Origin of the sequence: Enterobacter sp. A8 (genome assembly GCF_004296595.1) — a bacterium.
GTDB classification, from domain to species: domain Bacteria; phylum Pseudomonadota; class Gammaproteobacteria; order Enterobacterales; family Enterobacteriaceae; genus Enterobacter; species Enterobacter cloacae.
In genome coordinates this window covers 586,087-611,519 of the sequence record NZ_SCMF01000003.1, presented here as the reverse complement: position 1 = coordinate 611,519, position 25,433 = coordinate 586,087, and the positions used below count along the sequence as shown (strand labels likewise).

General features: G+C 57.5%; 23 protein-coding genes. 10 read left to right on the top strand and 13 right to left on the bottom strand.

The features are described from left to right. Nucleotides 1–238 precede the first annotated feature (238 nt). The 8 genes from alaS to mltB form a co-directional block, all read right to left on the bottom strand. Nucleotides 239–2,866, bottom strand: a complete 2,628-nt coding sequence (gene alaS / locus EQV24_RS14890) for an alanine--tRNA ligase (RefSeq protein ID WP_130626732.1) — start codon at nucleotides 2,864–2,866, stop codon at nucleotides 239–241. A gap of 131 nt (nucleotides 2,867–2,997) precedes the next feature. Next, entirely contained in the window at nucleotides 2,998–3,498 is a 501-nt protein-coding gene (gene recX / locus EQV24_RS14885; protein ID WP_130626731.1) for a recombination regulator RecX, read from the bottom strand. Nucleotides 3,499–3,566: 68 nt separating this feature from the next. Then, complete coding sequence (gene recA, locus EQV24_RS14880; RefSeq protein WP_013098438.1) at nucleotides 3,567–4,625, bottom strand: recombinase RecA; 1,059 nt, start codon at nucleotides 4,623–4,625, stop codon at nucleotides 3,567–3,569. Between the two features lie 89 nt (nucleotides 4,626–4,714). Next, a complete protein-coding gene (pncC, locus tag EQV24_RS14875; RefSeq protein ID WP_013098439.1) occupies nucleotides 4,715–5,212 on the bottom strand; it encodes a nicotinamide-nucleotide amidase in 498 nt (165 codons plus the stop codon). A gap of 129 nt (nucleotides 5,213–5,341) precedes the next feature. After that, nucleotides 5,342–6,220, bottom strand: coding sequence for a metal ABC transporter substrate-binding protein (locus EQV24_RS14870; protein ID WP_130626782.1), 879 nt, complete (start codon nucleotides 6,218–6,220; stop codon nucleotides 5,342–5,344). A gap of 14 nt (nucleotides 6,221–6,234) precedes the next feature. Beyond that, nucleotides 6,235–7,095, bottom strand: a complete 861-nt coding sequence (locus EQV24_RS14865) for a metal ABC transporter permease (RefSeq protein WP_013098441.1) — start codon at nucleotides 7,093–7,095, stop codon at nucleotides 6,235–6,237. After that, nucleotides 7,092–7,745, bottom strand: a complete 654-nt coding sequence (locus EQV24_RS14860) for an ATP-binding cassette domain-containing protein (RefSeq protein ID WP_038420474.1) — start codon at nucleotides 7,743–7,745, stop codon at nucleotides 7,092–7,094. The genes EQV24_RS14865 and EQV24_RS14860 overlap by 4 nt, the downstream gene beginning before the upstream one ends. Nucleotides 7,746–7,987: 242 nt before the next feature. Then, nucleotides 7,988–9,088 carry a lytic murein transglycosylase B gene (mltB, locus tag EQV24_RS14855; protein WP_023620633.1) on the bottom strand — a complete coding sequence of 367 codons (1,101 nt, stop codon included), beginning with the start codon at nucleotides 9,086–9,088 and terminating at the stop codon, nucleotides 7,988–7,990. Nucleotides 9,089–9,362: 274 nt separating this feature from the next. On the opposite strand from mltB, the gene srlA reads away from it, so the two are divergent. The 7 genes from srlA (at nucleotide 9,363) to gutQ (ending at nucleotide 14,267) form a co-directional block, all read left to right on the top strand. Next, a complete protein-coding gene (gene srlA, locus EQV24_RS14850; RefSeq protein WP_013098444.1) occupies nucleotides 9,363–9,926 on the top strand; it encodes a PTS glucitol/sorbitol transporter subunit IIC in 564 nt (187 codons plus the stop codon). Next, entirely contained in the window at nucleotides 9,923–10,882 is a 960-nt protein-coding gene (locus tag EQV24_RS14845; RefSeq protein WP_013098445.1) for a PTS glucitol/sorbitol transporter subunit IIB, read from the top strand. The genes srlA and EQV24_RS14845 overlap by 4 nt, the downstream gene beginning before the upstream one ends. A 12-nt stretch (nucleotides 10,883–10,894) precedes the next feature. Next, nucleotides 10,895–11,257, top strand: a complete 363-nt coding sequence (srlB, locus tag EQV24_RS14840) for a PTS glucitol/sorbitol transporter subunit IIA (RefSeq protein ID WP_048971792.1) — start codon at nucleotides 10,895–10,897, stop codon at nucleotides 11,255–11,257. A 14-nt stretch (nucleotides 11,258–11,271) separates the two neighbouring features. Further along, nucleotides 11,272–12,051: a sorbitol-6-phosphate dehydrogenase gene (gene srlD / locus EQV24_RS14835; RefSeq protein ID WP_013098447.1), complete on the top strand. Its 780-nt coding sequence runs from the start codon at nucleotides 11,272–11,274 to the stop codon at nucleotides 12,049–12,051. A 61-nt stretch (nucleotides 12,052–12,112) separates the two neighbouring features. Then, a complete protein-coding gene (gene gutM / locus EQV24_RS14830) occupies nucleotides 12,113–12,472 on the top strand; it encodes a transcriptional regulator GutM (RefSeq protein WP_013098448.1) in 360 nt (119 codons plus the stop codon). Between the two features lie 63 nt (nucleotides 12,473–12,535). Beyond that, the gene (locus EQV24_RS14825) at nucleotides 12,536–13,309 is read left to right on the top strand and encodes a DNA-binding transcriptional repressor (protein ID WP_013098449.1); all 774 of its coding nucleotides are present in this window, start codon (nucleotides 12,536–12,538) and stop codon (nucleotides 13,307–13,309) included. After that, nucleotides 13,302–14,267: an arabinose-5-phosphate isomerase GutQ gene (gene gutQ / locus EQV24_RS14820; protein WP_057072113.1), complete on the top strand. Its 966-nt coding sequence runs from the start codon at nucleotides 13,302–13,304 to the stop codon at nucleotides 14,265–14,267. Before EQV24_RS14825 ends, gutQ begins: the two co-directional genes overlap by 8 nt. Here gutQ and norR read toward each other — a convergent pair. Then, entirely contained in the window at nucleotides 14,264–15,778 is a 1,515-nt protein-coding gene (gene norR / locus EQV24_RS14815) for a nitric oxide reductase transcriptional regulator NorR (protein WP_045294928.1), read from the bottom strand. The two genes, gutQ and norR, sit on opposite strands and share 4 nt — an antisense overlap. Before the next feature lie 184 nt (nucleotides 15,779–15,962). Here norR and norV point away from each other — a divergent pair, with 184 nt between their 5' ends. Both norV and norW read left to right on the top strand, forming a co-directional pair. Continuing rightward, nucleotides 15,963–17,405 (top strand): anaerobic nitric oxide reductase flavorubredoxin, encoded by a 1,443-nt coding sequence (norV, locus tag EQV24_RS14810; RefSeq protein ID WP_013098452.1) that lies wholly within the window; start codon nucleotides 15,963–15,965, stop codon nucleotides 17,403–17,405. Beyond that, on the top strand, nucleotides 17,402–18,535 hold the full coding sequence (gene norW / locus EQV24_RS14805) for an NADH:flavorubredoxin reductase NorW (RefSeq protein WP_130626730.1): 1,134 nt from the start codon (nucleotides 17,402–17,404) through the stop codon (nucleotides 18,533–18,535). Before norV ends, norW begins: the two co-directional genes overlap by 4 nt. Before the next feature lie 286 nt (nucleotides 18,536–18,821). Here the strand turns inward: norW and EQV24_RS14800 are convergent, their stop codons facing one another. The 4 genes from EQV24_RS14800 to EQV24_RS14785 form a co-directional block, all read right to left on the bottom strand. Next, on the bottom strand, nucleotides 18,822–19,844 hold the full coding sequence (locus tag EQV24_RS14800) for a HoxN/HupN/NixA family nickel/cobalt transporter (RefSeq protein WP_038984766.1): 1,023 nt from the start codon (nucleotides 19,842–19,844) through the stop codon (nucleotides 18,822–18,824). Between the two features lies 1 nt (nucleotide 19,845). Beyond that, entirely contained in the window at nucleotides 19,846–22,062 is a 2,217-nt protein-coding gene (gene hypF, locus EQV24_RS14795) for a carbamoyltransferase HypF (protein WP_130626729.1), read from the bottom strand. Nucleotides 22,063–22,068: 6 nt separating this feature from the next. Next, complete coding sequence (gene hydN, locus EQV24_RS14790; protein WP_014833044.1) at nucleotides 22,069–22,614, bottom strand: electron transport protein HydN; 546 nt, start codon at nucleotides 22,612–22,614, stop codon at nucleotides 22,069–22,071. A 134-nt stretch (nucleotides 22,615–22,748) separates the two neighbouring features. Continuing rightward, nucleotides 22,749–23,762 (bottom strand): LacI family DNA-binding transcriptional regulator, encoded by a 1,014-nt coding sequence (locus tag EQV24_RS14785; protein WP_029883949.1) that lies wholly within the window; start codon nucleotides 23,760–23,762, stop codon nucleotides 22,749–22,751. A 215-nt stretch (nucleotides 23,763–23,977) separates the two neighbouring features. Between EQV24_RS14785 and ascF the strand changes: the two genes are divergently transcribed. Then, nucleotides 23,978–25,429, top strand: a complete 1,452-nt coding sequence (ascF, locus tag EQV24_RS14780; RefSeq protein ID WP_013098459.1) for a PTS cellobiose/arbutin/salicin transporter subunit IIBC — start codon at nucleotides 23,978–23,980, stop codon at nucleotides 25,427–25,429. The last annotated feature ends 4 nt before the right edge of the window (nucleotides 25,430–25,433 follow it).

Below are 25,433 nucleotides of genomic sequence, written 5' to 3'. Positions count from 1 at the left end.
TTGCTCCTTGAAAGATTAAAAGAGTCGGGTCTCTTGTATCCCGGCATTATCCATCATATAACGCCAAAAAGTAAGCGATGACAAACACGTAAAGTGTAAGCAGTCACGGCATCACATTCTGTTAAACGTAAGTTTAGCCGATATACACAAACTCAACCTGACTTTATCGTTATCGATAGTGCAGTGAACAAGACGCCATAACGTTACCGCTATGGCGTCTGTTTGTGCTTTGTAGTTATTACAGTTTCGCGCTTACCCAGCTTTCAACGCTGGCCAATGCCGCAGGAAGTGCCGCCGCATCCGTACCACCGGCTTGCGCCATGTCCGGACGACCGCCACCTTTGCCACCCACCTGCTGGGCAACCATGCCAATCAGTTCCCCTGCTTTAACGCGGTCGGTCACATCCTTAGAGACGCCCGCAATCAGAGAAACCTTACCTTCTGCTACCGTCGCCAGTACGATAACCGTCGAACCAAGCTGGTTCTTGAGATCGTCGACCATGGTACGCAGCATCTTAGGCTCTACACCTGCCAGATCGCTGACAAGCAGTTTGACGCCCTTAATGTCTACAGCCTTGCTGGAGAGGTTTGCACTCTCCTGCGCCGCAGCCTGCTCTTTCAGCTGCTGCAGCTCTTTTTCCAGCTGGCGAGTACGATCCAGCGCAGCACGCACTTTCTCGCCCAGATTCTGGGTATCGCCTTTCAACAGCTGCGCGATATCGTGCAACTGGTCGCTCTGCGCATGCAGGCTGGCAATCGCGCCTTCACCGGTCACCGCTTCAATACGACGCACACCTGCCGCCGTACCGGATTCAGAAACGATGCGGAACAGACCGATATCACCGGTACGCGATGCGTGTGTACCACCGCACAGCTCGGTAGAGAAGTCGCCCATGCTCAATACGCGAACACGGTCGTCATATTTCTCACCAAACAGGGCCATCGCACCTTTTTTCTTCGCCGCGTCGAGATCCATAATGTGGGTTTCGATTGGCAGGTTACGACGGATTTGCGCGTTCACCAGATCTTCCACCGCACGGATTTCAGACGGTTTCATCGCTTCAAAATGCGAGAAGTCGAAACGGAGCACTTTGTCGTTAACCAGAGAACCTTTCTGTGCAACATGCGTTCCCAGAACCTCACGCAGTGCAGCGTGCATCAGGTGCGTTGCCGAGTGGTTCAGACGGATGCGTGCGCGGCGCGCTTCGTCAACATTAGCCTGAACGCCCTCGCCCACTTTCAGGGAGCCTGAAACCAGTTTACCCAGATGACCAATCGCCTGGCCGTATTTCTGAGTGTCGTTCACACTGAAGCTGAAACCGTTGCCTTTCAGTTCGCCTTTATCGCCAACCTGACCACCGGATTCCGCATAGAACGGGGTTTTATCCAGAATGACAACTGCATCCTGACCTGCACTGATACTGTCTACGGCTTTGCCGTCAACAAACAGGGCGGTCACTTTGCCAGTCAGTTCCAGCGCTTCATAACCTTTGAATTCAGACGCGCTATCCACGCGGATCATCGCGTTGTAGTCTGCGCCAAAACCGCTGGACTCACGCGCACGACGACGCTGCTCTTCCATCGCCGCTTCGAAGCCCGCTTCGTCCACTTTGATGTTGCGCTCACGGCAAACGTCCGCCGTCAGGTCAACCGGGAAGCCGTAAGTGTCGTACAGGCGGAAGGCGGTTTCGCCATCCAGCGTGTCGCCCTTAAGCTTAGCGAGTTCTTCATCCAGCAGCGCCAGACCACGCTCCAGCGTACGGGCAAATTGCTCTTCTTCAGTCTTCAGTACTTGCTCAACCTGCGCCTGCTGGCGTTTCAGCTCATCACCCGCTGAACCCATTACGCCAATCAGTGGCCCAACGAGCTTATAGAAGAAGGTGTCCTTCGCGCCCAGCATGTTGCCGTGACGGATAGCACGACGAATGATACGACGCAGCACATAGCCACGGTTTTCATTCGACGGAATAACACCGTCAGCAATCAGGAACGCACAGGAACGGATATGGTCTGCGATTACGCGCAGTGATTTGTTGTTCAGATCGGTCGCGCCAGTCACTTCTGCAACGGCTTTGATCAGGGTGCTGAACAGATCAATTTCGTAGTTGGAGTTAACGTGCTGCAGAACAGCCGCAATACGCTCCAGGCCCATACCGGTATCAACGGACGGTTTTGGCAGCGGCTCCATGGTGCCGTCGGCCTGACGGTTGAACTGCATGAAGACGATGTTCCAGATCTCAATGTAGCGATCGCCGTCTTCTTCCGGGCTGCCTGGAGGGCCACCCCAGATGTGGTCGCCGTGATCGTAGAAGATCTCGGTGCATGGACCGCAAGGGCCGGTATCACCCATCTGCCAGAAGTTGTCAGACGCGTACGGTGCGCCTTTGTTGTCACCGATGCGAATAATACGTTCGCGCGGGATACCGACTTCTTTTTCCCAGATTTCGTAGGCCTCGTCATCGGTTTCATAGACGGTAACCCACAGACGCTCTTTCGGCAGGTTGAACCAGTTTTCACCGGTCAGCAGTTCCCACGCGTATTGAATAGCATCATGTTTGAAATAGTCGCCGAAGCTGAAGTTACCCAGCATTTCGAAGAAGGTATGGTGGCGCGCGGTGTAACCGACGTTTTCCAGGTCGTTGTGTTTACCGCCCGCACGCACGCAACGCTGTGAGGTTGTGGCGCGGGAATAATTACGCTTGTCGAGACCAAGGAACACATCCTTGAACTGGTTCATCCCGGCGTTGGTAAACAGCAGAGTTGGGTCGTTGTTCGGTACCAGGGAGCTGCTGGCAACAACCTGGTGTCCCTTACTATGGAAAAAATCGAGAAACGCCTGACGGATCTCAGCGGTGCTCTTGCTCATAATTATCCTGAAATCAAGCTAACGAAATGTCGTAGCAAGCCGGTATCGGTAAACCCCTGGACAGACCTGCTACTGGAAAAAGTGGGAATAAGATAAGTTTTCTTTGGTGGGAAGTAAAATCCCGCATGCGTTCAATCGGCAAAATTACGCCAGATATCCTGAATATCTTCCATCAGAAAGCCGCGGTAGAGCAAAAAGCGCTGGATTTTGACTTTTTCTGAAAATTCACGCGGCAGCGGTTCACCGTATTTACGAATCGCCTGCTCTTTTGCCAGCGCACACCAGTCGGTGTCACAGTCGCGCATTGCTTTTTCGATGGACTCACGGGCAACGCCCCTCTGGTTCAGCTCCTGACGGATACGCGCCGGACCGTATCCCTTGCGGCCACGGCTGGCCAGGAACCGGGAAGCAAAACGGTCGTCATCCAGATAGTGATGCTCGTAGCACCAGGCAATCACCCGGTCATAATCTTCCGCGGTGGCATCAATCTCTTCCGGCCCATTTTTACTCATCACCGGGGCCGACAGTTTACGCCGCAGCTCTTGTTCACTGTGGTCACGCACGGCAAGGATCCGCACCGCGCGGTCCAGTAATCGCGCATAAGCGGGTCGACGCGTTGTGGATTCGCTCATAAAAAACCTGCTGGTTCAGAAATGCAAAAAGGGCCGCATCAGCAGCCCTTCATTTTTAAACGAAAGCCTTAAAAGTCTTCGTTAGTTTCTTCAGCATCCGCACCATCAACCACAAAATCAGGTTTAGAGTCCTGGTTGTTCAGCAGAAGCTCACGCACTTTCTTCTCGATCTCTTTCGCTGCAGCCGGGTTCTCTTTCAGCCAGGAGATCGCATTCGCTTTACCCTGACCAATTTTATCGCCGTTGTAGCTGTACCATGCGCCCGCTTTTTCGATCAGCTTCTCTTTCACGCCCAGGTCAACCAGTTCGCCGAAGAAGTTGATACCTTCACCGTAGAGGATCTGGAATTCAGCCTGTTTGAACGGCGCGGCGATCTTGTTCTTCACGACCTTCACGCGGGTTTCACTCCCCACCACGTTCTCACCCTCTTTCACCGCACCGATACGGCGGATATCCAGACGGACAGAAGCATAGAATTTCAGCGCGTTACCACCGGTAGTGGTTTCCGGGTTACCGAACATTACGCCAATTTTCATACGGATCTGGTTGATGAAGATCAGCAGCGTGTTGGACTGCTTCAGGTTACCGGCCAGCTTACGCATTGCCTGGCTCATCATACGTGCCGCGAGGCCCATGTGAGAGTCGCCGATTTCGCCTTCGATTTCCGCTTTTGGCGTCAGCGCAGCAACGGAGTCGACCACGATAACGTCAACCGCACCGGAACGCGCCAGCGCGTCACAAATCTCCAGCGCCTGTTCACCTGTATCTGGCTGAGAACACAGCAGGTTATCGATATCCACACCCAGCTTACGAGCATAAACAGGGTCCAGCGCGTGCTCGGCATCGATAAAGGCACAGGTTTTACCTTCGCGCTGCGCCGCGGCAATCACCTGCAGCGTCAGGGTGGTTTTACCGGAGGATTCTGGCCCGTAGATCTCTACGATACGGCCCATTGGCAGACCGCCCGCGCCCAGCGCGATATCCAGAGAAAGCGAACCGGTGGAGATCGTTTCCACATCCATGGTACGGTCTTCACCCAGGCGCATGATGGAGCCTTTACCGAATTGCTTTTCGATCTGGCCCAGTGCTGCCGCCAACGCTTTCTGTTTGTTTTCGTCGATAGCCATTATTACTCCTGTCATGCCGGGAGAAGCGACTGTGCTTCACCGTGGATTTCTGTTCTGTTGGTGCAATTATACTGTATGGTCATACAGTATCAAGTATTTTGTAGAAATTGTTGCCAGAGCGTTTTTAACGCATAAACGGTGGCCTGACGACGCACGCTTTCACGATCGCCGCTAAAGCACTCGCGACGCGTGATCCCTTCACCTTTAGAGGTGGCAAAACCAAACCAGACGGTGCCGACAGGCTTCACGTCACTGCCGCCGTCCGGGCCGGCGATACCGCTAATAGAGATGGCATAATCTGCACGCGCCGCTTTCAGCGCACCAATCGCCATCTCAATCACCACCGGTTCGCTGACCGCGCCATGCTGTTCAAGCGTGGATTCATGCACGCCAATCATTTGCGCTTTAGCTTCGTTACTGTAGGTCACAAAGCCGCGTTCAAACCAGGCGGAACTGCCTGCAATATCGGTAATGGCTTTAGCAACCCAGCCGCCGGTACAGGATTCGGCAGTCGTAATAGTCGCGCCACGTTGCTTAAGCGCCAGTCCTACGACTTCGCTAAGCTGCATCAATTCATGGTCAGTCATTCTCGCTCCGGGCATCAGAAAAACGTGCAGCACAAGATAGCACTTTCTCGTCAGATATGGAGATGAGGATCATGTTTTACGAGGGGGGTTCAGAAAAAAGCCGATGCGAAGGCACCGGCTAAGAAAAGGTTACTTCATGCTCCTGGCGAGGGTATTTACGTTATGGCGAAACGCCTTAACGTAGGTATCCGCCACGCCGCCTTTGGCCGACAGCGCCTCCGGGTAAAGTTCGCCCCCCGGCTGCGCACCGGTGGCCGTGGCAATTTGTTTAACCAGGCGCGGGTCGAGCTGGTTTTCCATAAACCAGGTTTTCACCCCGTCCGCTTTAATCTGATTGATAATCTCAGCCACCTGCGCTGCGCTGGCTTCGCTCTCTGACGACAAGCCCTGCGGCGCAATAAAGGTTACGCCATAGGCGCGGCTGAAGTAGCCGAAGGCGTCATGGCTGGTGAGGACTTTACGTTTTACCTGCGGGATCTGGCTGAACTGCGTTTTGGCCCAGCTGTCCAGTTGCATAAGCTGCGCGATATAGGGTCGACCGGTGGCCTCCAGCGCCGCCTTATCTTCAGGATCGGCTTTTACCAGACCGGCAAGGATATTTTGCGCATACAGTGCCCCGTTCGCCGCGCTGTTCCAGGCATGCGGATCGGTCACGGTTTTTCCATCCTCTTCAAGCGTGTGGGTTTTCACCCCGGTCGAGGCCACCACCAGCTGGCCCTTAAATCCGGAGGCCTTCACCAGACGGTCGAGCCAGCCCTCCAGCCCCAGACCGTTCACCACCACTACATCGGCCTTGCTGAGCGCCGCACTGTCTTTCGGCGACGGTTCAAAGGTATGCGGATCGCCGTCCGGCCCCACCAGCGTGGTCACATTGACCCGGTCGCCCCCTACCTCACGCGTAATGTCTCCCAGAATGGAAAAACTGGTGACCACATTGAGCGTTTTCGCCATCACGCCCTGTGACAACATCCCGAGCGCGAGCGCCATTATTAACCCTGTACGTTTCATCATTTCCCCTTGCGTTAAAAAAGCGCACGCAGGCTGCCAGCCAGGTGGCTTCGTGTGCCAAATAAAACAGAAATAAAGAACAGCGCGCTGGCGGTCAGCACGATGGACGGCCCTGCGGGTAAACTCACCGCCCAGGAGAGGCTTAACCCCAGCCATGCGCAAAAAACGCCGCTGATGCCCGCCAGGCAGAGCAACCCCGGCAGGGTGCGCACCCAGCAGCGTGCCGCCACCGCCGGCAACATCATCAGCCCGACGGCCATTAGCGTGCCGAGAACCTGAAATCCGGCCACCAGGTTAAGCACCAGTAACGCCAGAAACAGCCCGTGCAACAGGCCGGGCAGCCAGCGGGCGTTAACCTGTAGCCAGGCGGTATCGAACGCCTCGGTCACCAGTCCACGATAGAAAACTGCCAGCGTCACCAGCGTGAAGATGCACACGCCAGCCACAAACAGCGCGGCGTCGTTATCCACCGCCAGAATGGAGCCAAACAGCAGGTGCAGCAGATCGACGTTCGAACCGCGCAGCGACACCAGCGTCACGCCCAGCGCCAGCGAGCCGAGATAGAACCCGGCAAAACTGGCATCCTCTTTGAGCGGCGTACGTCGACTGACCAGCCCGGCCACCAGCGCCACGGCGATCCCGGCGATAAACCCGCCGATGCTCATCGCCAGCAGTGACATACCGCTCAGCAAATAACCCACCGCAACGCCGGGTAAAATGGCGTGTGAAAGGGCATCGCCCATCAGGCTCATCCGGCGCAGTTGAAGGAAAACGCCCAGTGCCGTGGTGCTGACGGACAGCGCCAGGCACACCACCAGCGCGCGACGCATAAAGCCGTATTCGATAAACGGCTGAAAGAAGAGATGCCAGATCATGCCACCCTCACCCGCTCGGTTTTCCAGTGCGGAATAGCCGTATCCAGCCGTAGCGTTTGCGGAAAATGACGCGATACGCGCTCGCTGTCATGCAACACCGCAAGCAGGGTCTGGCCCTGCATGTACATCTCGAGCATCAGGTCCATTAGCACGTTACAGGTAGCTTCATCGACGCCGGTAAAAGGTTCATCCAGCATCACCAGCGGCGCCTGTTGCACCAGGATCCGCGCAAACAGCATGCGCTGAAACTGGCCGCCGGAGAGTGCATCGATGGTAGATAACGCCATGGCGTCCAGCCCGACACGCTCCAGCGCGCTGGCAATGCGCGAGCGTGTTTCCCGGCGAAAGCCGGAAAAGAGCGACACACGCGGCCAGCAGCCCATACTCACCACATCCTGCACTGTCAGCGGAAACTGCGCCTCCAGCGCGTGACGCTGTGCCAGCCAGCCAATCACCGGGCGTTTCTCCTGCCAGCGAAAACGGCCGCTCACCGGCGGAATAAACCCGGCGAGCGTTTTGAGCAGCGTGGATTTTCCACATCCGTTGGCCCCGATAATGGCGGTCATACTTCCGCGTTCAATTACGCCCGACAAGGCACGCGTAACGGGCATGCGGTCGTAACCCGCAACCAGTTCATTCATGACAATCATGGCAATGCCACCGCCCAGCGCACGGCCAGCCCGATAAATACGATATTCACCAGCGCCAGCAGAAACCTAACTGCCGCAGACAAAGAGAAAAGGGACGTTGACATGTTGACACCACATTAAATGTTATAACGTAACAATAATGAAAGGCGATTGAGATGTAAATGGCGCGTTTGCAAAGGGAGTGTGGCGAAATGTTTCTGCAAAATTCCCCTCTCCCGTGGGAGAGGGGGGAATAAAGCGACTTACTGACTGAACGGTGACGCCGCAGGGACACGCGCCTGCGATACCGCCAGGCCCAGCTGCCACACGGCCATCGCATAGTGCGTGCTGTGGTTATAGCGGGTGATGGTGTAGAAGTTTGGCATACCGTACCAGTACTGATACCCGGTTCCTACATCCAGACGCAGCAGGCTCACCTGATCGACATTACCCAGCGGCTGCGTTGGCGTTAAACCTGCCGCCGTCAGCTGCGCAACGCTGTATTTGGTTTTGAAGCCGTTTTCCAGACCAAACGCTTCGCCGTTAGCCTGCACGGCAACCTGCCCACCCGGCGTCCAGCCGTGTGCCTTGAAGTAGTTCGCCACGCTGCCGATGGCATCCACCGGATCCCACAGGTTGATGTGACCATCTCCGTTAAAGTCGACGGCATACTGTTTGTAGGAAGAGGGCATAAACTGGCCGTAGCCCATCGCTCCGGCAAACGACCCTTTCAGATCGAGCGGGTCATCCTGTTCGTTACGCGCCATCAGCAGGAAGGTTTCCAGCTCGGAAGAGAAGTACTCGGCACGACGCGGATAGTTAAACGAGAGCGTGGCCAGCGCATCAAGAATGCGCGTTTTACCCATCACGCGGCCCCAGCGCGTTTCCACACCAATAATGCCGACGATGATTTCAGGCGGCACGCCGTAGACCTGCCACGCGCGATTGAGGGCATCTTCATACTGATTCCAGAACACCACGCCATTTTGCACGTTGTCCGGGGTAATAAACTGTTTGCGATAGCGCAACCACGCACCGTTTGGCCCGGTTGGCACCTGCGCTGACGGTGCCTGCCTGTCCATCAGGCGCAGCACGTAGTCCAGACGTTTCGCCTGCGACAAGATTTCATGCAGTTGCTGTCTGTCAAAGCCGTGTTTGCTCACCATTTTATCGATGAACTGTTCGGCCGCCGGGTTATTCGCAAAGTCGCCCCCCATCTGCATCATATTGTGCTGCGGCTCCAGCAGGAATCCTCCTGAAGGCGCGCCAGCCGTCTGCACAGCGGCTTCAGTCTTGGGTTTACTACTACAGGCGGACAGCAGAATAAGCGCAGGTAACAACGCTGCATAACGACGCTTGAACATGGGACATCCATTTAACGGGTTCGATAAGAACCCAGTATGGTAAAGCATCCGCAACACCTCAAGGAAGCGGTACGCGCCTTACCCACCAAATCTTTACGCTCCTCAACGCAAATCTGCGCTTTTTTCAACCAAAATGCGTCTCCCCCGCCTATTAACTTTCAAAATAATCCATTTTTCTTTCATTGTGAGATCTGATTAACACTTTAAAACCTTTCAAAGTGATTATTATTAGTCCCGGAAATACAAAACAAGAAAAGTCTCACAGGAGAGAAGAATGATAGAAACCATCACCCACGGCGCCGAGTGGTTCATCGGGCTGTTTCAGAAAGGCGGAGAAGTCTTCACCGGCATGGTGACCGGGATCCTGCCCCTGCTGATCAGCCTGCTGGTGATCATGAACGCGCTGATTAATTTTATCGGCCAGCAACGCATTGAACGCTTCGCCCAACGCTGTGCCGGGAACCCGTTATCCCGTTACCTGCTGTTGCCCTGCATTGGAACCTTCGTTTTCTGCAACCCCATGACCTTAAGCCTCGGCCGCTTTATGCCAGAAAAATACAAGCCGAGTTATTACGCCGCCGCCTCATATAGCTGTCACTCCATGAACGGCCTGTTCCCGCATATCAACCCGGGGGAACTGTTTGTTTATCTCGGCATTGCCAGCGGCCTGACCACGCTTGGCCTGCCGCTCGGCCCACTGGCGGTGAGCTATCTGCTGGTCGGCCTGGTCACCAACTTCTTCCGTGGCTGGGTGACCGATCTCACCACCACCATTTTTGAGAAAAAAATGGGCATCCAGCTTGAGCAACGCGTTCATTTGTCAGGAGCCACAGCATGAGCCGGATCCGTATTGAGAAAGGCACGGGTGGCTGGGGCGGCCCGCTGGAGTTCGACGCCACCGAAGGCAAAAAAATCGTCTATATCACCGCAGGCACACGCCCGGCGATTGTCGACAAACTACGCGAGCTGACCGGCTGGGAAGCGGTCGACGGTTTCAAAGAAGGCGAACCACCGGAGGCGGAAATCGGCGTGGCAGTTATCGACTGCGGTGGCACCCTGCGCTGCGGCCTCTATCCGAAGCGTCGCATTCCGACGGTGAATATTCACTCCACCGGAAAATCGGGCCCGCTGGCGCAGTACATCCTCGAAGACATTTATGTCTCAGGCGTGAAGGAGGACAACATCACGCTGGTGAATGGTACGCCCGCGCCGCAAAAAGCCGCACCGCGTGATTACGACACCAGTAAGAAGATCACCGAGCAGAGCGACGGCCTGCTGGCGAAGGTCGGCATGGGAATGGGATCCGCCGTGGCGGTACTGTTCCAGTCCGGGCGCGACACCATCGACACGGTGCTAAAAACCATTCTGCCGTTTATGGCCTTCGTCTCCGCGTTAATCGGCATCATCATGGCCTCCGGTCTGGGAGACTGGATCGCCCACGGCCTCGCCCCGCTTGCCAGCCACCCGCTCGGTCTGGTGACGCTGGCGCTGATCTGCTCCTTCCCGCTGCTGTCGCCGTTCCTCGGCCCGGGGGCGGTGATTGCTCAGGTCATCGGCGTCCTGATTGGCGTGCAGATTGGTCTGGGCAACATTCCTCCGCACCTGGCTCTGCCTGCGCTGTTTGCCATTAACGCTCAGGCGGCCTGCGACTTCATTCCCGTTGGCCTGTCGCTGGCCGAAGCGCGCCAGGACACCGTACGCGTGGGCGTGCCGTCTGTGCTGGTCAGTCGTTTCCTGACGGGCGCACCGACGGTGCTGATTGCCTGGTTCGTTTCCGGCTTTATTTATCAATAAGAGGTTCCTGCGATGACCGTGATTTATCAGACCACCATCACCCGCATCGGCCAGAGCGCGGCCGATGCGCTCAGCGACCAGATGCTGATCACTTTCCGTGAAGGTGCACCGGCAGATATCGAAGAGTTTTGCTTTATCCACTGCCACGGCGAGCTGCACGGAGCGTTAAAGGCAGGAAGCCAGCTGGAGCTGGGTGACATCCGCTATGCCGTCACCGCCGTGGGCGACGTGGCCGAGCAAAACCTGCGCGAGCTGGGCCACATCACCCTGCGGTTCGATGGCCAGCCGCAGGCAGAGTATCCCGGCACGGTTCACGTGGAGGGGCCGGTTCCGCAGGCTGTTACCCCAGGCTGCACATTAAAATTTGTTGCGTAATTAAGGAGAGCGTTATGAGTCAGGTTGCCGTTGTCATTGGTGGAGGACAAACCTTAGGAGAGTTTCTCTGCCGTGGGCTTGCCGCAGAAGGTTACCGCGTGGCGGTAGTGGATATTCAGAGTGAGAAAGCCGCCCGCGTGGCGGATACCATCAATACCGAGTTTGGTGAGGGGATGGCGTACGGGTTTGGTGCCGATGCCACCAGCGAGCAGAGCGTCATGGCGCTGGCTCGCGGGGTAGACGAGATTTTTGGCCGTACCGACCTGCTGGTCTACAGCGCAGGGATCGCGAAAGCGGCGTTTATCAGCGATTTCGAACTGGGGGACTTTGACCGCTCGCTGCAGGTGAATCTGGTGGGTTACTTCCTCTGCGCCCGCGAATTTTCCCGTCTGATGATCCGCGACGGCATTCAGGGGCGCATCATTCAGATCAACTCCAAATCGGGCAAAGTGGGCAGCAAGCATAACTCCGGCTACAGCGCGGCGAAATTTGGCGGCGTAGGGCTGACCCAATCTCTGGCGCTGGATCTGGCCGAATACGGGATTACCGTTCACTCGCTGATGCTGGGCAACCTGCTGAAGTCGCCAATGTTCCAGTCGCTGCTACCTCAATATGCCACCAAGCTTGGCATCAAAGAAGACGAAGTGGAGCAGTATTACATCGACAAAGTGCCGCTGAAGCGCGGGTGCGACTATCAGGACGTGCTGAACATGCTGCTGTTTTACGCAAGCCCGAAAGCCTCGTACTGCACCGGCCAGTCGATTAACGTCACCGGTGGGCAGGTGATGTTCTGATCGAGCAGTCTGATGCCCTCACCCTCTCCCACCGGGAGAGGGAATATAACAAGGAGCCGATATGGTAACCGCACTCATCACCGTCGCCGCCCTCGCCTGGATCTGCCAGATGGCATTCGGCGGCTGGCAGATCCATCAGTTTAACCGCGCGTTTGACGCCCTGTGCCAGAAGGGCCGCGTGGGCGTCGGGCGCTCCGGGGGGCGCTTTAAACCGCGCGTTGTGGTTGCAATTGCGCTGGATGAACAGAATCGGGTATGCGACTCCCTCATCATGCGCGGGATGACAGTGTTTGCCCGCCCGGTGAAAATTCAGGCAATTAACGGCATATCGTTGCAGGAATTACAGCCTGATGTGATCTTCCCCCACGATCCACTCTGTCAGAATGCACTATCATTAGCGCTTAAATTGAAACATGGATAATTTCGTTGTGAACGCGATAAGCTTGCGAAATTATCATTTCGCAACGTAAGGAACGAAGCGCCTATGAAACCTCGTCAGCGGCAGGCGGCCATTCTTGAGCATCTGCAAAAGCAGGGAAAATGCTCGGTAGAAGAGCTGGCCCACTACTTTGACACCACCGGCACAACGATACGCAAGGACCTGGTATTGCTCGAAAACGCAGGCGCGGTCATTCGAACCTACGGTGGGGTGATGCTCAACAAAGATGAAGCCGACCCGCCTATCGATCACAAAACGCTGATCAACACCCACCAGAAAGCGCTGATTGCCGAAGCCGCCGTGAAATTTATCCATGATGGTGACTCCATTATTCTTGATGCGGGCAGCACCGTCCTGCAGATGATCCCGCTGCTCAACCGCTTTAACAACATCACGGTGATGACCAACAGCCTGCACATCGTCAACGCCCTGGCAGAGTTCGACAGCGAACAAACCATTCTGATGCCCGGCGGTACCTTCCGTAAAAAATCGGCGTCCTTTCACGGCCAGCTGGCGGAAAATGCCTTCGAGCACTTCAGCTTTGACAAACTGTTTATGGGCACCGACGGCATCGACCTGAACGCCGGTGTCACCACGTTCAACGAGGTGTTCAGCGTCAGTAAAGCCATGTGCAACGCCGCCCGGGAGGTGATTTTGATGGCGGACTCCTCGAAGTTTGGCCGTAAAAGCCCCAACATTGTCTGCAGCCTTGAAAGCGTCGATACGCTGATTACCGACGCAGGGATCGATCCGGCGTTCAAAAAAGCGCTGGAAGAGAAAGGCATCGATGTGATCGTAACGGGAGAAAAAGATGAGTGATTTTCTGTTAAACGCAGGCCGTCAGACCCTGATGCTGGAGCTACAGGAGGCCAGCCGCCTGCCGGAACGGCTGGGCGACGATTTTGTCCGCGCCGCCAACACCATCATCCAGTGTGAAGGCAAAGTGATTGTCTCCGGGATCGGCAAGTCCGGCCACATCGGCAAAAAAATTGCCGCAACGCTGGCGAGCACCGGGACACCGGCGTTCTTCGTGCACCCGGCTGAAGCCCTGCACGGCGATCTGGGGATGATTGAAAGCCGCGACGTGATGCTGTTTATCTCCTACTCCGGCTCGGCCAAAGAGCTGGACCTCATCATCCCGCGCCTGCAGGAAAAATCGATCGCCCTGCTGGCCATGACCGGTAAATGCCGTTCGCCGCTGGCGCTGGCGGCCAAAGCGGTGCTGGATATTGCCGTGGAGCGTGAAGCCTGCCCGATGCACCTCGCCCCCACCTCCAGCACCGTCAACACCCTGATGATGGGCGATGCGCTGGCAATGGCGGTGATGCAGGCGCGCGGTTTCAATGAAGAAGATTTCGCCCGTTCACACCCTGCCGGGGCGCTCGGCGCACGGCTGCTGAATAATGTTCATCACCTGATGCGCTCTGGCGATGCCATCCCGCAGGTCAAACTCGATACCAGCGTGATGGACGCGATGCTGGAGCTGAGCCGCACCGGGCTGGGACTGGTCGCCGTCTGCGACGATACGCGCCAGGTGAAAGGCGTCTTTACCGACGGCGACCTGCGCCGCTGGCTGGTGGGCGGCGGCAAGCTGGAGGCACGCGTCTCAGAAGCGATGACCTCTGGCGGGTTAACGCTGAATGCCAACAGCCGCGCCATTGAAGCCAAAGAGGTGCTGATGAAACGTAAAATCACCGCCGCGCCGGTGGTGGATGACGCTGGTCGCCTGTGCGGCGCCATCAACCTGCAGGATTTCTACCAAGCAGGCATTATTTAACCCTTCAGTCCCAGACGCTTCGCCAGCCGGTGCAGGTTGGCGACGTCCATTTCCAGCGCCCGCGCGCACGCCGCCCAGCTGCGGTTGTTCTGTTCCAGCGCGCGGGTAATCATCTGACGCTGAAATTCTTCCGTCGCTTCACGCAGATTCTCGTTCACGCTTTCAGGCGCAGCGGGCTTCACGGACGGTATATTTTCATCATGCAGGGCAAAATGGCGCGCATGAATCACGATGTCATCCCCCGTGCGCGTCGCCCGCGCCAGCACCACCGCGCGATGGATGGCGTGCTCCAGCTCGCGTACATTACCCGGCCAGCCGTAGGTCAGCAGATGGCCTCGCGCCCCCGGGCTTAATACCACGCGCGACAAGCCCATTTTGAGCCGACACTGTTCGCAGAAAAAACCCGCCAGCAGCACCACATCCTCCCCACGCTCGCGCAGCGGCGGCACGGTAAGCGGAAAAACACTCAGACGATGGAACAGATCGGCGCGGAAATTGCCGTTCAGCACCGCTTCGCGCAGGTCGCGGTTGGTTGCCGCCAGCACACGCACGTTGACCCGTAAGCTGCGGTCGTCTCCCACGCGCTGAATATCACCGTACTGTAATACGCGCAGCAGCTTGGCCTGCAGCGACAGCGAAAGCTCGCCTATTTCATCGAGGAACAGCGTGCCGTTATCGGCCATTTCAAACTTGCCGCTGCGGTTGCTGATGGCCCCGGTAAATGCCCCTTTGACGTGACCAAACAGCTCGCTTTCCGCCACGCTTTCCGGCAGTGCGGCGCAGTTAAGGTAGACCAGCGGGTTGGCCGCACGCGGTGAAGCTTCGTGAATGGATTTCGCCACCAGCTCTTTACCGGTGCCGGTCTCACCGAAGATCAGCACGTTCAAATCGGATGCCGCGACGATCTCAATCTCTTTTTTGAGCTGCACCATGCCTGGCGAGAGGCCAATCATCTCCGTATGCGCGACCTGTTCAAACGCCGCCGGGCTGCCGGGAAGAATATTCTGGCTCTCCAGTTGTTCAATCAGCAGAGCATTGTTCAGCGCCCCGGCCGCCAGGGCCGCAATCAGGCGCAGTTCTTCGTCGCTGAAGGTATCGAACTGGTCCGGCGACATGCCGTCGAGGGTCAGCGCCCCAATCAGGTTTTGTCCGGCAAACAGCGGCAGGCCGATACAGGCGTGCACCTTCAGGCTCTCCTGTCCGGGTATAAGGCCGTCGTACGGGTCGGGCAGATCGCTGTCTGCCGGAAAACGCACTACGTCACCCGCCCGGGCGATAGTTTCCAGCCGCGGGTGACCTTCCAGCGTAAAGCGTCGCCCGAGCACGTCCTGCGCCAGCCCGTCGATGGCCAGCGGAATAAACTGCCGTCCCTCGTAGCGCAGCAGCGCCGAAGCATCGCAGTCCAGCACGTGGCGCAGCGTGGAGATCAGCCGCTGAAAACGATCCTGATGCCCGATGCCGGTTTGCAGTTCAATGGCGATTTTCGCCAGCACGTCTACGGAAAAGCTCATGTCTGCCTCGCTGTCATTTTGACAATACATAGTGTCATATTGACATCTTTAACGATAGTCATAATGACTACCCATTCCGGGGCATAAAAAATTTAATCCATAAAAATCAATAAAATAAAAGTTGGCACGCAAGTTGATATAGACAAAACATCTTTTTCAACACGCCGTATTATTTGAGGTTGCTATGTCTATTCTGGTTAAAAATAACATTCATTGGGTTGGTCAACGTGACTGGGAAGTGCGTGATTTTCACGGAACGGAATATAAAACGCTGCGCGGCAGCAGCTATAACAGCTATCTCATTCGTGAAGGTAAAAACGTACTGATCGATACCGTCGATCATAAATTCAGCCGCGAGTTCGTGCAGAACCTGCGCAGTGAAATCGATCTGAACGACATCGACTACATCATCATCAACCACGCGGAAGAGGATCACGCCGGGGCGTTGACCGAGTTGATGTCCCACATTCCGGATACCCCGATCTACTGCACCACCAACGCCATCGACTCCATCAACGGTCACCATCACCATCCGGAGTGGAACTTCCACACCGTGAAAACCGGCGACACGCTGGATATCGGTAACGGTAAACAGCTGATCTTCGTAGAAACCCCGATGCTGCACTGGCCGGACAGCATGATGACCTACCTGACCGGCGATGCGGTGCTGTTCAGCAATGACGCCTTTGGTCAGCACTACTGCGACGAACGCCTGTTTAACGATGAAGTGGATCAGACCGAGCTGTTCGAACAGTGCCAGCGCTACTACGCCAACATCCTGACCCCGTTCAGCCGTCTGGTGACGCCCAAAATCACCGAGATCCTCGGCTTCAACCTGCCGGTGGATATGATTGCCACCTCCCACGGCGTGGTGTGGCGTGAAAACCCCACCCAGATCGTTGAGCTGTACCTGAAATGGGCGGCGGATTATCAGGAAGACCGCATCACGATTTTCTACGACACCATGTCCAACAACACCCGCATGATGGCAGACGCCATCGCCCAGGGCATCAACGAGGTGGACCCAAACGTGGCGGTGAAAATCTTCAACGTGGCGCGCAGCGATAAAAACGAGATCCTCACCAACGTCTTCCGCTCTAAGGGCGTGCTGGTGGGCACCTCCACCATGAACAACGTGATGATGCCGAAAATTGCTGGCCTGGTGGAAGAGATGACCGGTCTGCGCTTCCGTAACAAACGTGCCAGCGCCTTTGGCTCCCACGGCTGGAGCGGCGGCGCGGTAGATCGTCTCTCCACCCGCCTGCAGGATGCCGGTTTTGAGATGTCCATGAGCCTGAAGGCCAAATGGCGTCCGGATCTTGACGCGCTGGAAGTCTGTCGTCAGCACGGCCGCGATATTGCTCGTCAGTGGGCGCTTGCACCGCTTCCTGAGGCCGCAGCACTCCCCGCCGAACAGCCGCAAACCTGTGCCGGGGCAGCCAGCGCCGATCTCGGTCCACGCATGCAGTGCAGCGTCTGCCAGTGGATCTACGACCCGGAACTGGGCGAGCCGTTGCAGGACGTGGCTCCAGGTACGCCGTGGAGTGAGGTGCCGGACAACTTCCTCTGCCCGGAATGTTCCCTCGGAAAAGACGTCTTTGACGAACTGGCAACGGAGGCAAAATGAGCAACGGTATCGTCATCATCGGCTCGGGCTTTGCCGCCCGCCAGCTGGTGAAAAATATCCGCAAACAGGACGCTAATGTGCCGCTGACGATGATCGCGGCCGACAGCATGGACGAGTACAACAAGCCCGATTTAAGCCATGTGATTAGCCTGAACCAGCGCGCCGACGATCTCACCCGCCAGACGGCGGGGGAGTTCGCGGAGCAGTTCAACCTGCGTCTGTTTCCGTACACCTGGGTCACCGATATTGACGCCGATGCCCACGTGGTAAAAGCGAAAGATAAAACCTGGCAGTACGACAAGCTGGTGCTGGCGACGGGGGCCTCTGCGTTCGTGCCGCCGGTTACCGGCCGCGAGCTGATGATGACGCTCAACAGCCAGCAGGAGTATCGGGCCAGCGAAACGAAGCTTCGTGATGCAAAACGGGTAATGATTGTTGGCGGCGGTTTGATTGGCACCGAGCTGGCGATGGATTTTTGTCGGGCGGGTAAAGCCGTCACCCTGGTCGACCACGCGGCAAGCATTCTGTCGGCCTTGATGCCTGCAGAAGTAAGCAGTCGCTTACAGCACCGTCTGACCGACATGGGCGTGCATCTGCTGTTGAAATCGCAACTGCAACATCTGAGCGAAACCGAAGGCGGCATTCGCGCGACGCTTGACCGCCATCGCAGCCTGGAAGTCGATGTGGTGGTTGCCGCGACGGGGTTGCGCCCGGAAACGGCGCTGGCGCACCGCTCAGGCGCTGAAACAGGCCGTGGCGTGAAGGTGAATAGCTACCTGCAAACCACGCAACCCGACATTTACGCCCTGGGGGACTGCGCGGAAATCAACGGCCAGGTACTGCCTTTCCTGCAGCCGATCCAGCTTAGCGCCATGTATCTGGCAAAAAACCTGCTCGGCAACAGCGCGCCACTGAAATTACCGGCCATGCTGGTGAAGGTGAAAACGCCTGCGTTGCCGCTGCATCTGGCAGGTGAAACCCAGCGCCAGGATCTGAACTGGCAGATCGCTGTGGAAGCTCAGGGAATGGTCGCGCGCGGCTCTGACGCCGATGGCCAGCTCCGCGCCTTCGTGGTTAGCGAAGATCGGATGAAGGAGGCTTTCGCGCTACTGAAATCGCTGCCCGCTTAACCCTTAACCTTTTACCACGCTTACTTAACCCTGGGATTTTATTATCCACAGCCCCGATGTCCCGGGGCTTTTTTTTACGTAATCTATTAGCAAGATAAATACAAAAAAGGTAAATCATCGCCATCTGTCCTTAACTTATTATTTAACTGAATATAAAAGAGTGAAAACCTTCATAAACAGCAAGATATGCATTCCATTTTTCCAGCAAAACGGCACCCTACTTCGCTTTACCGGAACGACATCATGGCGATTTTACCCCTCAAACACAATGGTTTTAGCGCAGCACTCAGGAATGTATGACCAGCGCGTCGTAGCCGCGCCAGCGGTAGTTGATCATGGAGATCAGCCAGCAGGCGACAAACAGCCCAACCACCACAAAACCGGCGTTGCCGAGGTTATCGTTGACGGCACCAATGCGATCCCAGATGCCGCCGCTGAGGGCAAATTTTTCCATCAGCAGCCCCAGCGCTTCCAGCCCGCCGATAAACACCGCCACCACCACAGAGGTACCGGTAATGGTCATGTTGTAGTAGAGCTTGCGCTGCGGCTTGTTAAATGCCCAACCGTAAGCCCCCACCATCAGCAGGTTGTCGAGGGTATCCACCAGCGCCATGCCGCTGGCGAAAAGCGCCGGGAAGATCATGATTGACCACACCGACATACCGTTTGAGGCGCTGGCGGCAGAGATCCCGAGCACGCCGATTTCAGTGGCGGTATCAAAACCAAGCCCGAACAGAAAACCGACCAGATACATCTGCCAGCTTTTGTTGACCAGGCGGAAAGTCGCGCCAAACAGCCAGTTCATTATTCCGCCCTGCGCCGGGAGGGAGATGTCTCCCTGCACCGCCTGCCCGTTTTTCAGCGCCTGAAAATTGCGCCAGACGCCGCGCAAAATCACCATATTGACTAACGCCATCGCCAGCAGGAACGTCGCGGAGACGGCCGTGCCAATCAGGCTGCCGGTTTCATGAAACCAGGCCATATTTTTCTGAAACGCGGTCGCCGTCGCGGCTATGGCGATGGAAGCCAGCACCACAATGGTGGAGTGCCCCAGTGAGAACCACGCCCCGACACCAGAGGGGCGCTTGCCCTGCTGCATCATCTTGCGTGTCACGGTATCAATGGCCGCGATGTGGTCAGCATCCACCGCGTGACGCAACCCATAGCACCAGGCAAGCAGGCTTGCGGCCATTAACGCAGAACTGCTGCTAAAGGCGTTCCACGCCCAGCCCCACGCCAGAAGATTAGCCATTACCAGCGCCAGCAGCAGGAGCGCGGCGCGAGGTTCATTGCGTAAGCGTCGTAACATTTTACATCCTTTTTGAACATGACCGGGCTGCGGCAACCACCGCCTGCCCGAAGGAGATAGCCCCGTCACCCGCAGGCAGATGATAGGGAAAAAGAAGCGTGAAATCAGAGAGGTGTACCCGCAGACGCGCCCGCAGCAGGCGGTTATGCAACACGCCGCCGCTGAAACAGACGGTAGAGAGCGACAGGCGTCGGGCATGGTGTCGGGCTAACGCCGCCAGCCCTTTTGCCAGCGCGTCGTGAAAGGCCCACGCGCGCTCGCAGGGTTGCGCCTGCCAGGCCAGCCACTGCTTCCAGAAGAGCGCAAGGTTTTCAACCTGAAGCGTCACCGGGTGCTCAACACCCGGACACTGCGCGGCCAGCGCCTCCAGCCTGCGTGCGGCTTCGCCTTCATAGCGTTGTGTTTCAATACCCAGAGCACTGGCCACCGCATCAAACAACCGCCCGCAGGACGACGCCAGCGGCGCGTTAAGGCCGCGCTGAACGGCGGTCGCTAAAAGCGGCCAGTTTTGCGAACGTACGGCGCGGGTTTCCGGGTAGCGTTGCCAGTCAGGAACAAACGCCAGGCAGTGTGCCAGCAGATTTCGCCAGGGCTGCATGGCCGCGAGATCGCCGCCCGGCATCGCCACGGCGGGCAGGCCGCCCAGATGCTCGCACTCAAGGTAGTTCACCAGCAGACACTCCCCGCCCCACAGCGCGCCGTGCTCGCCCATGCCGATCCCGTCCAGCGTCAGGGCGATGGCGTCGCCACCGTCGAGCGGCCAGCCGTTTTCGGCAAGGCAGGCCGCGGCATGCGCGTGATGATGCAGTACGGTATCGACCGGCAGCGCCTGCTCCTGTGCCCAGAGCCGGGCGTGATAGCCAGGATGGGCATCGCACACCAGCCGCTCTGGCTGAAAGGCGTAGATCTGCTGCATCAACGACAGTGCTGAACGCCACTGGGCCTCGACACCGTCGTCACTGAGATCGCCAAAATGCTGGCTCAGCACCGCCTGGTTACCGCGCACCAGACAGAAGGTATTCTTCATGTCGGCACCGGTCGCCAGAATAGAGGGAACAGGGCTAAAACCGGCGGGTAACGTGATGGCATCCGGCACGAAACCGCGCGCCCGACGCAGCATGGCCCCGTCCTGATCAATCACGGAATCGTCCATCCGCTGCAGGATGTCGCGGTTATGGAGCAGAAAACCGTCAGCAATCTCTGCGAGCTGTTCCAGCGCCTGTGGATTACTGATGGCAGGCGGTCTGCCGCTGAGGTTGCCGGAGGTCATCACCAGCGGGCGTCGCGTCTCCTGCATCAGCAAATGGTGCAGCGGATTGGCCGGGAGCATCACACCGAGGCTATCCAGGCCCGGTGCGATGTCGTCCGGGAAGGCCGGCAGCCAGGCTTTAGGGATCAGCACGATGGGCGCGGCAGGCGAGCGCAGCCGCGTTTGCACCGGCTGCGGAAGGCCGTCGGCGCTGGGGATCATCACCGCCAGCGGTTTCCCCGGACGCTGCTTACGTGCCCGCAGCATTGCCACCGCCTGCGGGTTAAGCGCGTCGCAGGCCAGATGAAATCCGCCCAGCCCTTTGATAGCCACAATGCCACCGTTTTTCAGCATCTGCACCGCCGCGTTCAGCGCCAGCTCGCGGGTGACAACCCGATCGGCCGCACGCCACTCAAGCTCAGGGCCGCAGTCCGGGCACGCCACGGGCTGGGCGTGAAAACGTCGGTCCGCAGGGTTGCGGTATTCCGTTTCGCACGGCGAGCAGAGCGGGAATGGCGCCATGGCCGTGGCCGGGCGGTCATACGGCATGGCGCGGATAATGGTAAAACGCGGGCCGCAGTGGGTGCAGTTAATAAACGGGTAACGATAGCGGCGCTCGTGGGGGTCGTTCATCTCCGCAAGGCACGCGGGACAGGTGGCGGCATCCGGTACAATCTGGGTGTCCATTGCTCCGCCCGCGCTGTGGCGAATGGTGAATGTCTCCGGCAGCGTTGACCAGTGGAACGGCTGCGTGTCGATACTCTCGATGCGCGCCAGCGGCGGGCAGTCCTGGCGCAGCCTCGCGGTGAAATGCCCCCCATTACCCGCGAGGCGCACCAGCACGCCCTCTCCGTCGTTGCAGACATCGCCGGTCAACTGCAGCGCCTGAGCCAGTTGCCAGACGAAGGGCCGAAAGCCCACGCCCTGCACCTTGCCACGCACCCGCAACTGTACGCCGTTACCGCCCATGACGGATCAGAACAGCAGAGATGAGGTGGTATCGAACGCTGCGCGACGGCGCTTCTCGGCGCTCATCTGCTCGAGCTTATCGCGATCCACGCAAACCAGCGCGTGTGTCGGGCAGGCCTCCATACAGGCCGGACCGGCGTCACGGTGATAGCAAAGATCGCATTTGTTGGCTTCGGCTTTTTCCGCCCGCACGTTCAGCCCCATGCCGCTGTTGCGGACCACCGGACGAACCACCACCTCCATCGCGCCATACGGGCAGGCGACCACGCAGGTTTTACAGCCGATACAGCGCGCCTGCATCACATGCACAAAGCCTTTTTCACGTTTGATTGCCCCGTTAGGGCAGACGTTGGCGCACGGCGCGTCTTCGCACTGACGGCAGATAGCGGCAGTGGAAATATTCACGCCTTTGATGACGTGGATCCGCGGCAAAAAGGTCTCTGGCGTAAGCGAAGCGCAATCCTGCTCCGCCTGATGAGACACCACGCACGCCACTTCACAGGTACGACAGCCAATGCATTTACTGGCATCGGCCATAATAAAACGGTTCATCTGCTTCTCCAGCATTACAGTCATGCGCGGAGATATTCATAAACCGTGCCAGTTTTTAACTCGTTGATTTATAGTGATTTAGAAAATGACGCCAGGGCTGTCATCGTCACTTCTGACGATGACAGCTGTCGACATCAGCGGTGCGGGCCGTCGATGACAGAGTCGCGCAGGATAAGCTCACCCGAGAAGGTTTGCTGATATTTAAACTCGCCGCCGTCGAGCATAAAAATCAGGCGGCTGATGGTCTCTTTAATCATCTCCGTGACCGGAATACGCACGCTGGAGAGCGAGGGCACGATGTAGGGCGCAATCGCCACATCGTCGAAGCCTACCACCGACACCGCATCAGGCGTGGCGACGCCGCTGTCGTGAAGCTGTTTCATGGCGCCAATCGCCATATCGTCGTTACTCGCCACCAGCGCGGTAAAGGTTTCGCCGCGCGAGAGCAGCTCAGACACGGCCGCCGCGCCGCTGGCCGGGTTCCATTTGCCGTGGGCGATCAGCGTCGGACGCAGCGGGATCTGGTGCTGCGCCAGGGCATCTTTGTAGCCGGAGAGACGCTCCACGCCCGTGGGCGAATCCAGCGAGCCGGTGATAAACGCAATGTCACGGTGCCCTTTCTCAATCAGCTGTGACACCGCTTCCTGACAGGAGGCTTTATGATCTGACCAGACGCTGTGGCTGCTGTTTTTACGCAGGCGACGGTTCAGTACCATGATCGGCTGCTCGTATTTCTCGACGATCTCGTCCATCTCTTCCACGCTCAGAAAACGCGGATAGATAATGACCGCGTCACAGCGCATATCAAGCAGGTACTGGATGGCTTCGCGCTCTTCATCGGCGCTGTGCTTGCCGTCCGCCAGGATCAGCTGCCGCCCCTTCTCTTCCGTCATGCGGGCGGCGTGAAACAGCAACTCACTAAAATAGACGCCGTGATACAGGGTGTTGGTCACCACCAGTCCCAGCGTCTGGGTGCGTTTGGTCGCCAGGTTGCGCGCCAGCAAATTGGGGCGATAGCCGCTCTCTTCGATGGCCTGAAACACCCGGTCTTTGGTCTCCTGGCTGACATAGCCATTCCCCGACAGCACCCGGGAAACCGTCGCTTTCGAAACGCCTGCCCGCTTCGCCACTTCAAGCATCGTGGTCATGTTGTTATTCCCTTTCATACTGATGGCACGCAGTGTACTGCACTGCCAAACAATTGTCGCAACGACGCGCTCACGCTTTTTGAACCGTCTGGTGATCGCCATCACGAAATGAAAAAATGGTCAAAATGCGATCTTGTTTCATTCAAAGAAACTCATGATGATTGTGTGGAACCGGTTTCCTACATACTCTCACAACGACAACAGGATCACATCCGATGGCCAAAAATTATGCCGCGCTGGCGCAAGACGTTGTCAGCGCGCTTGGCGGCAAAGACAACATCGTCGCCGTCACCCATTGCATGACGCGACTGCGTTTCGTCCTGAAAGACGAAACCGCTACCGATACCGCACGCCTGAAAAATATCAGCGGCGTACTGGGCGTGGTACGTAACGACAACCAGTGCCAGGTGATTATCGGCAATACCGTTTCTCAGGCGTACCGTGAGGTGGTGAGCCTGCTGCCAACCGACCTCCAGCCTGCCGTGCCGGAAGGCCCACAGAAATTGACCCTGCGCCGCATCGGTGCCGGGATCCTCGACGCGCTGATTGGCACCATGTCGCCGCTGATCCCGGCGATCATCGGCGGCTCGATGGTCAAGCTGCTGGCGATGATCCTTGAGATGACCGGCGTGCTGGAGAAAGGCGCGCCGACGCTCACCATTTTGACCGTCATCGGCGACGGGGCGTTCTTCTTCCTGCCGCTGATGGTGGCAGCATCTGCCGCGGTGAAATTCAAAACCAACATGTCGCTGGCGATCGCCATTGCAGGCGTGCTGGTGCACCCGAGCTTTATCGAGCTGATGGCGAAAGCCGCGCAGGGTGAGCACGTCGAATTCGCGTTTATCCCGGTGACGGCGGTGAAATACACCTACACCGTGATCCCGGCGCTGGTGATGACCTGGTGCCTGTCGTATATCGAACGCTGGGTGGATCGCATTACGCCTGCGGTGACGAAAAACTTCCTCAAGCCGATGCTGATCGTGCTGATTGCCGCCCCGCTCGCCATCGTGCTGATTGGGCCGCTGGGGATCTGGATCGGTAGCGCCATCTCCGCGCTGGTCTACACCATCCACGGCTATCTGGGCTGGCTCTCCGTGGCGATCATGGGCGCGCTCTGGCCGCTGCTGGTCATGACCGGGATGCACCGCGTCTTTACCCCGACTATCATTCAGACCATTGCCGAAACAGGTAAAGAGGGAATGGTGATGCCGTCGGAAATCGGTGCCAACCTGTCGCTCGGCGGTTCATCCCTGGCGGTGGCATGGAAAACGAAAAACCCGGAGCTGCGCCAGACGGCGCTGGCCGCGGCGGCTTCCGCCATCATGGCGGGCATCTCTGAACCGGCGCTGTACGGCGTGGCGGTTCGCCTGAAACGCCCGCTGATTGCCAGCCTGATTAGCGGCTTTATCTGTGGTGCGGTGGCCGGTATTGCGGGGCTTGCCAGCCACTCGATGGCGGCGCCGGGGCTGTTTACCAGCGTGCAGTTCTTCGATCCGGCCAACCCGATGACCATTGTCTGGGTATTCGGCGTCATGGCGCTGGCGGTCGTGCTCTCCTTCGTGCTGACCCTGATATTAGGCTTTGAAGATATCCCGGTCGAAGACGAGGCTGAAAAAGCCCGCGCCCTGCAGAGTGCGCCGGTGCAGGCCAAAACCGCACAAGTTTAACCGT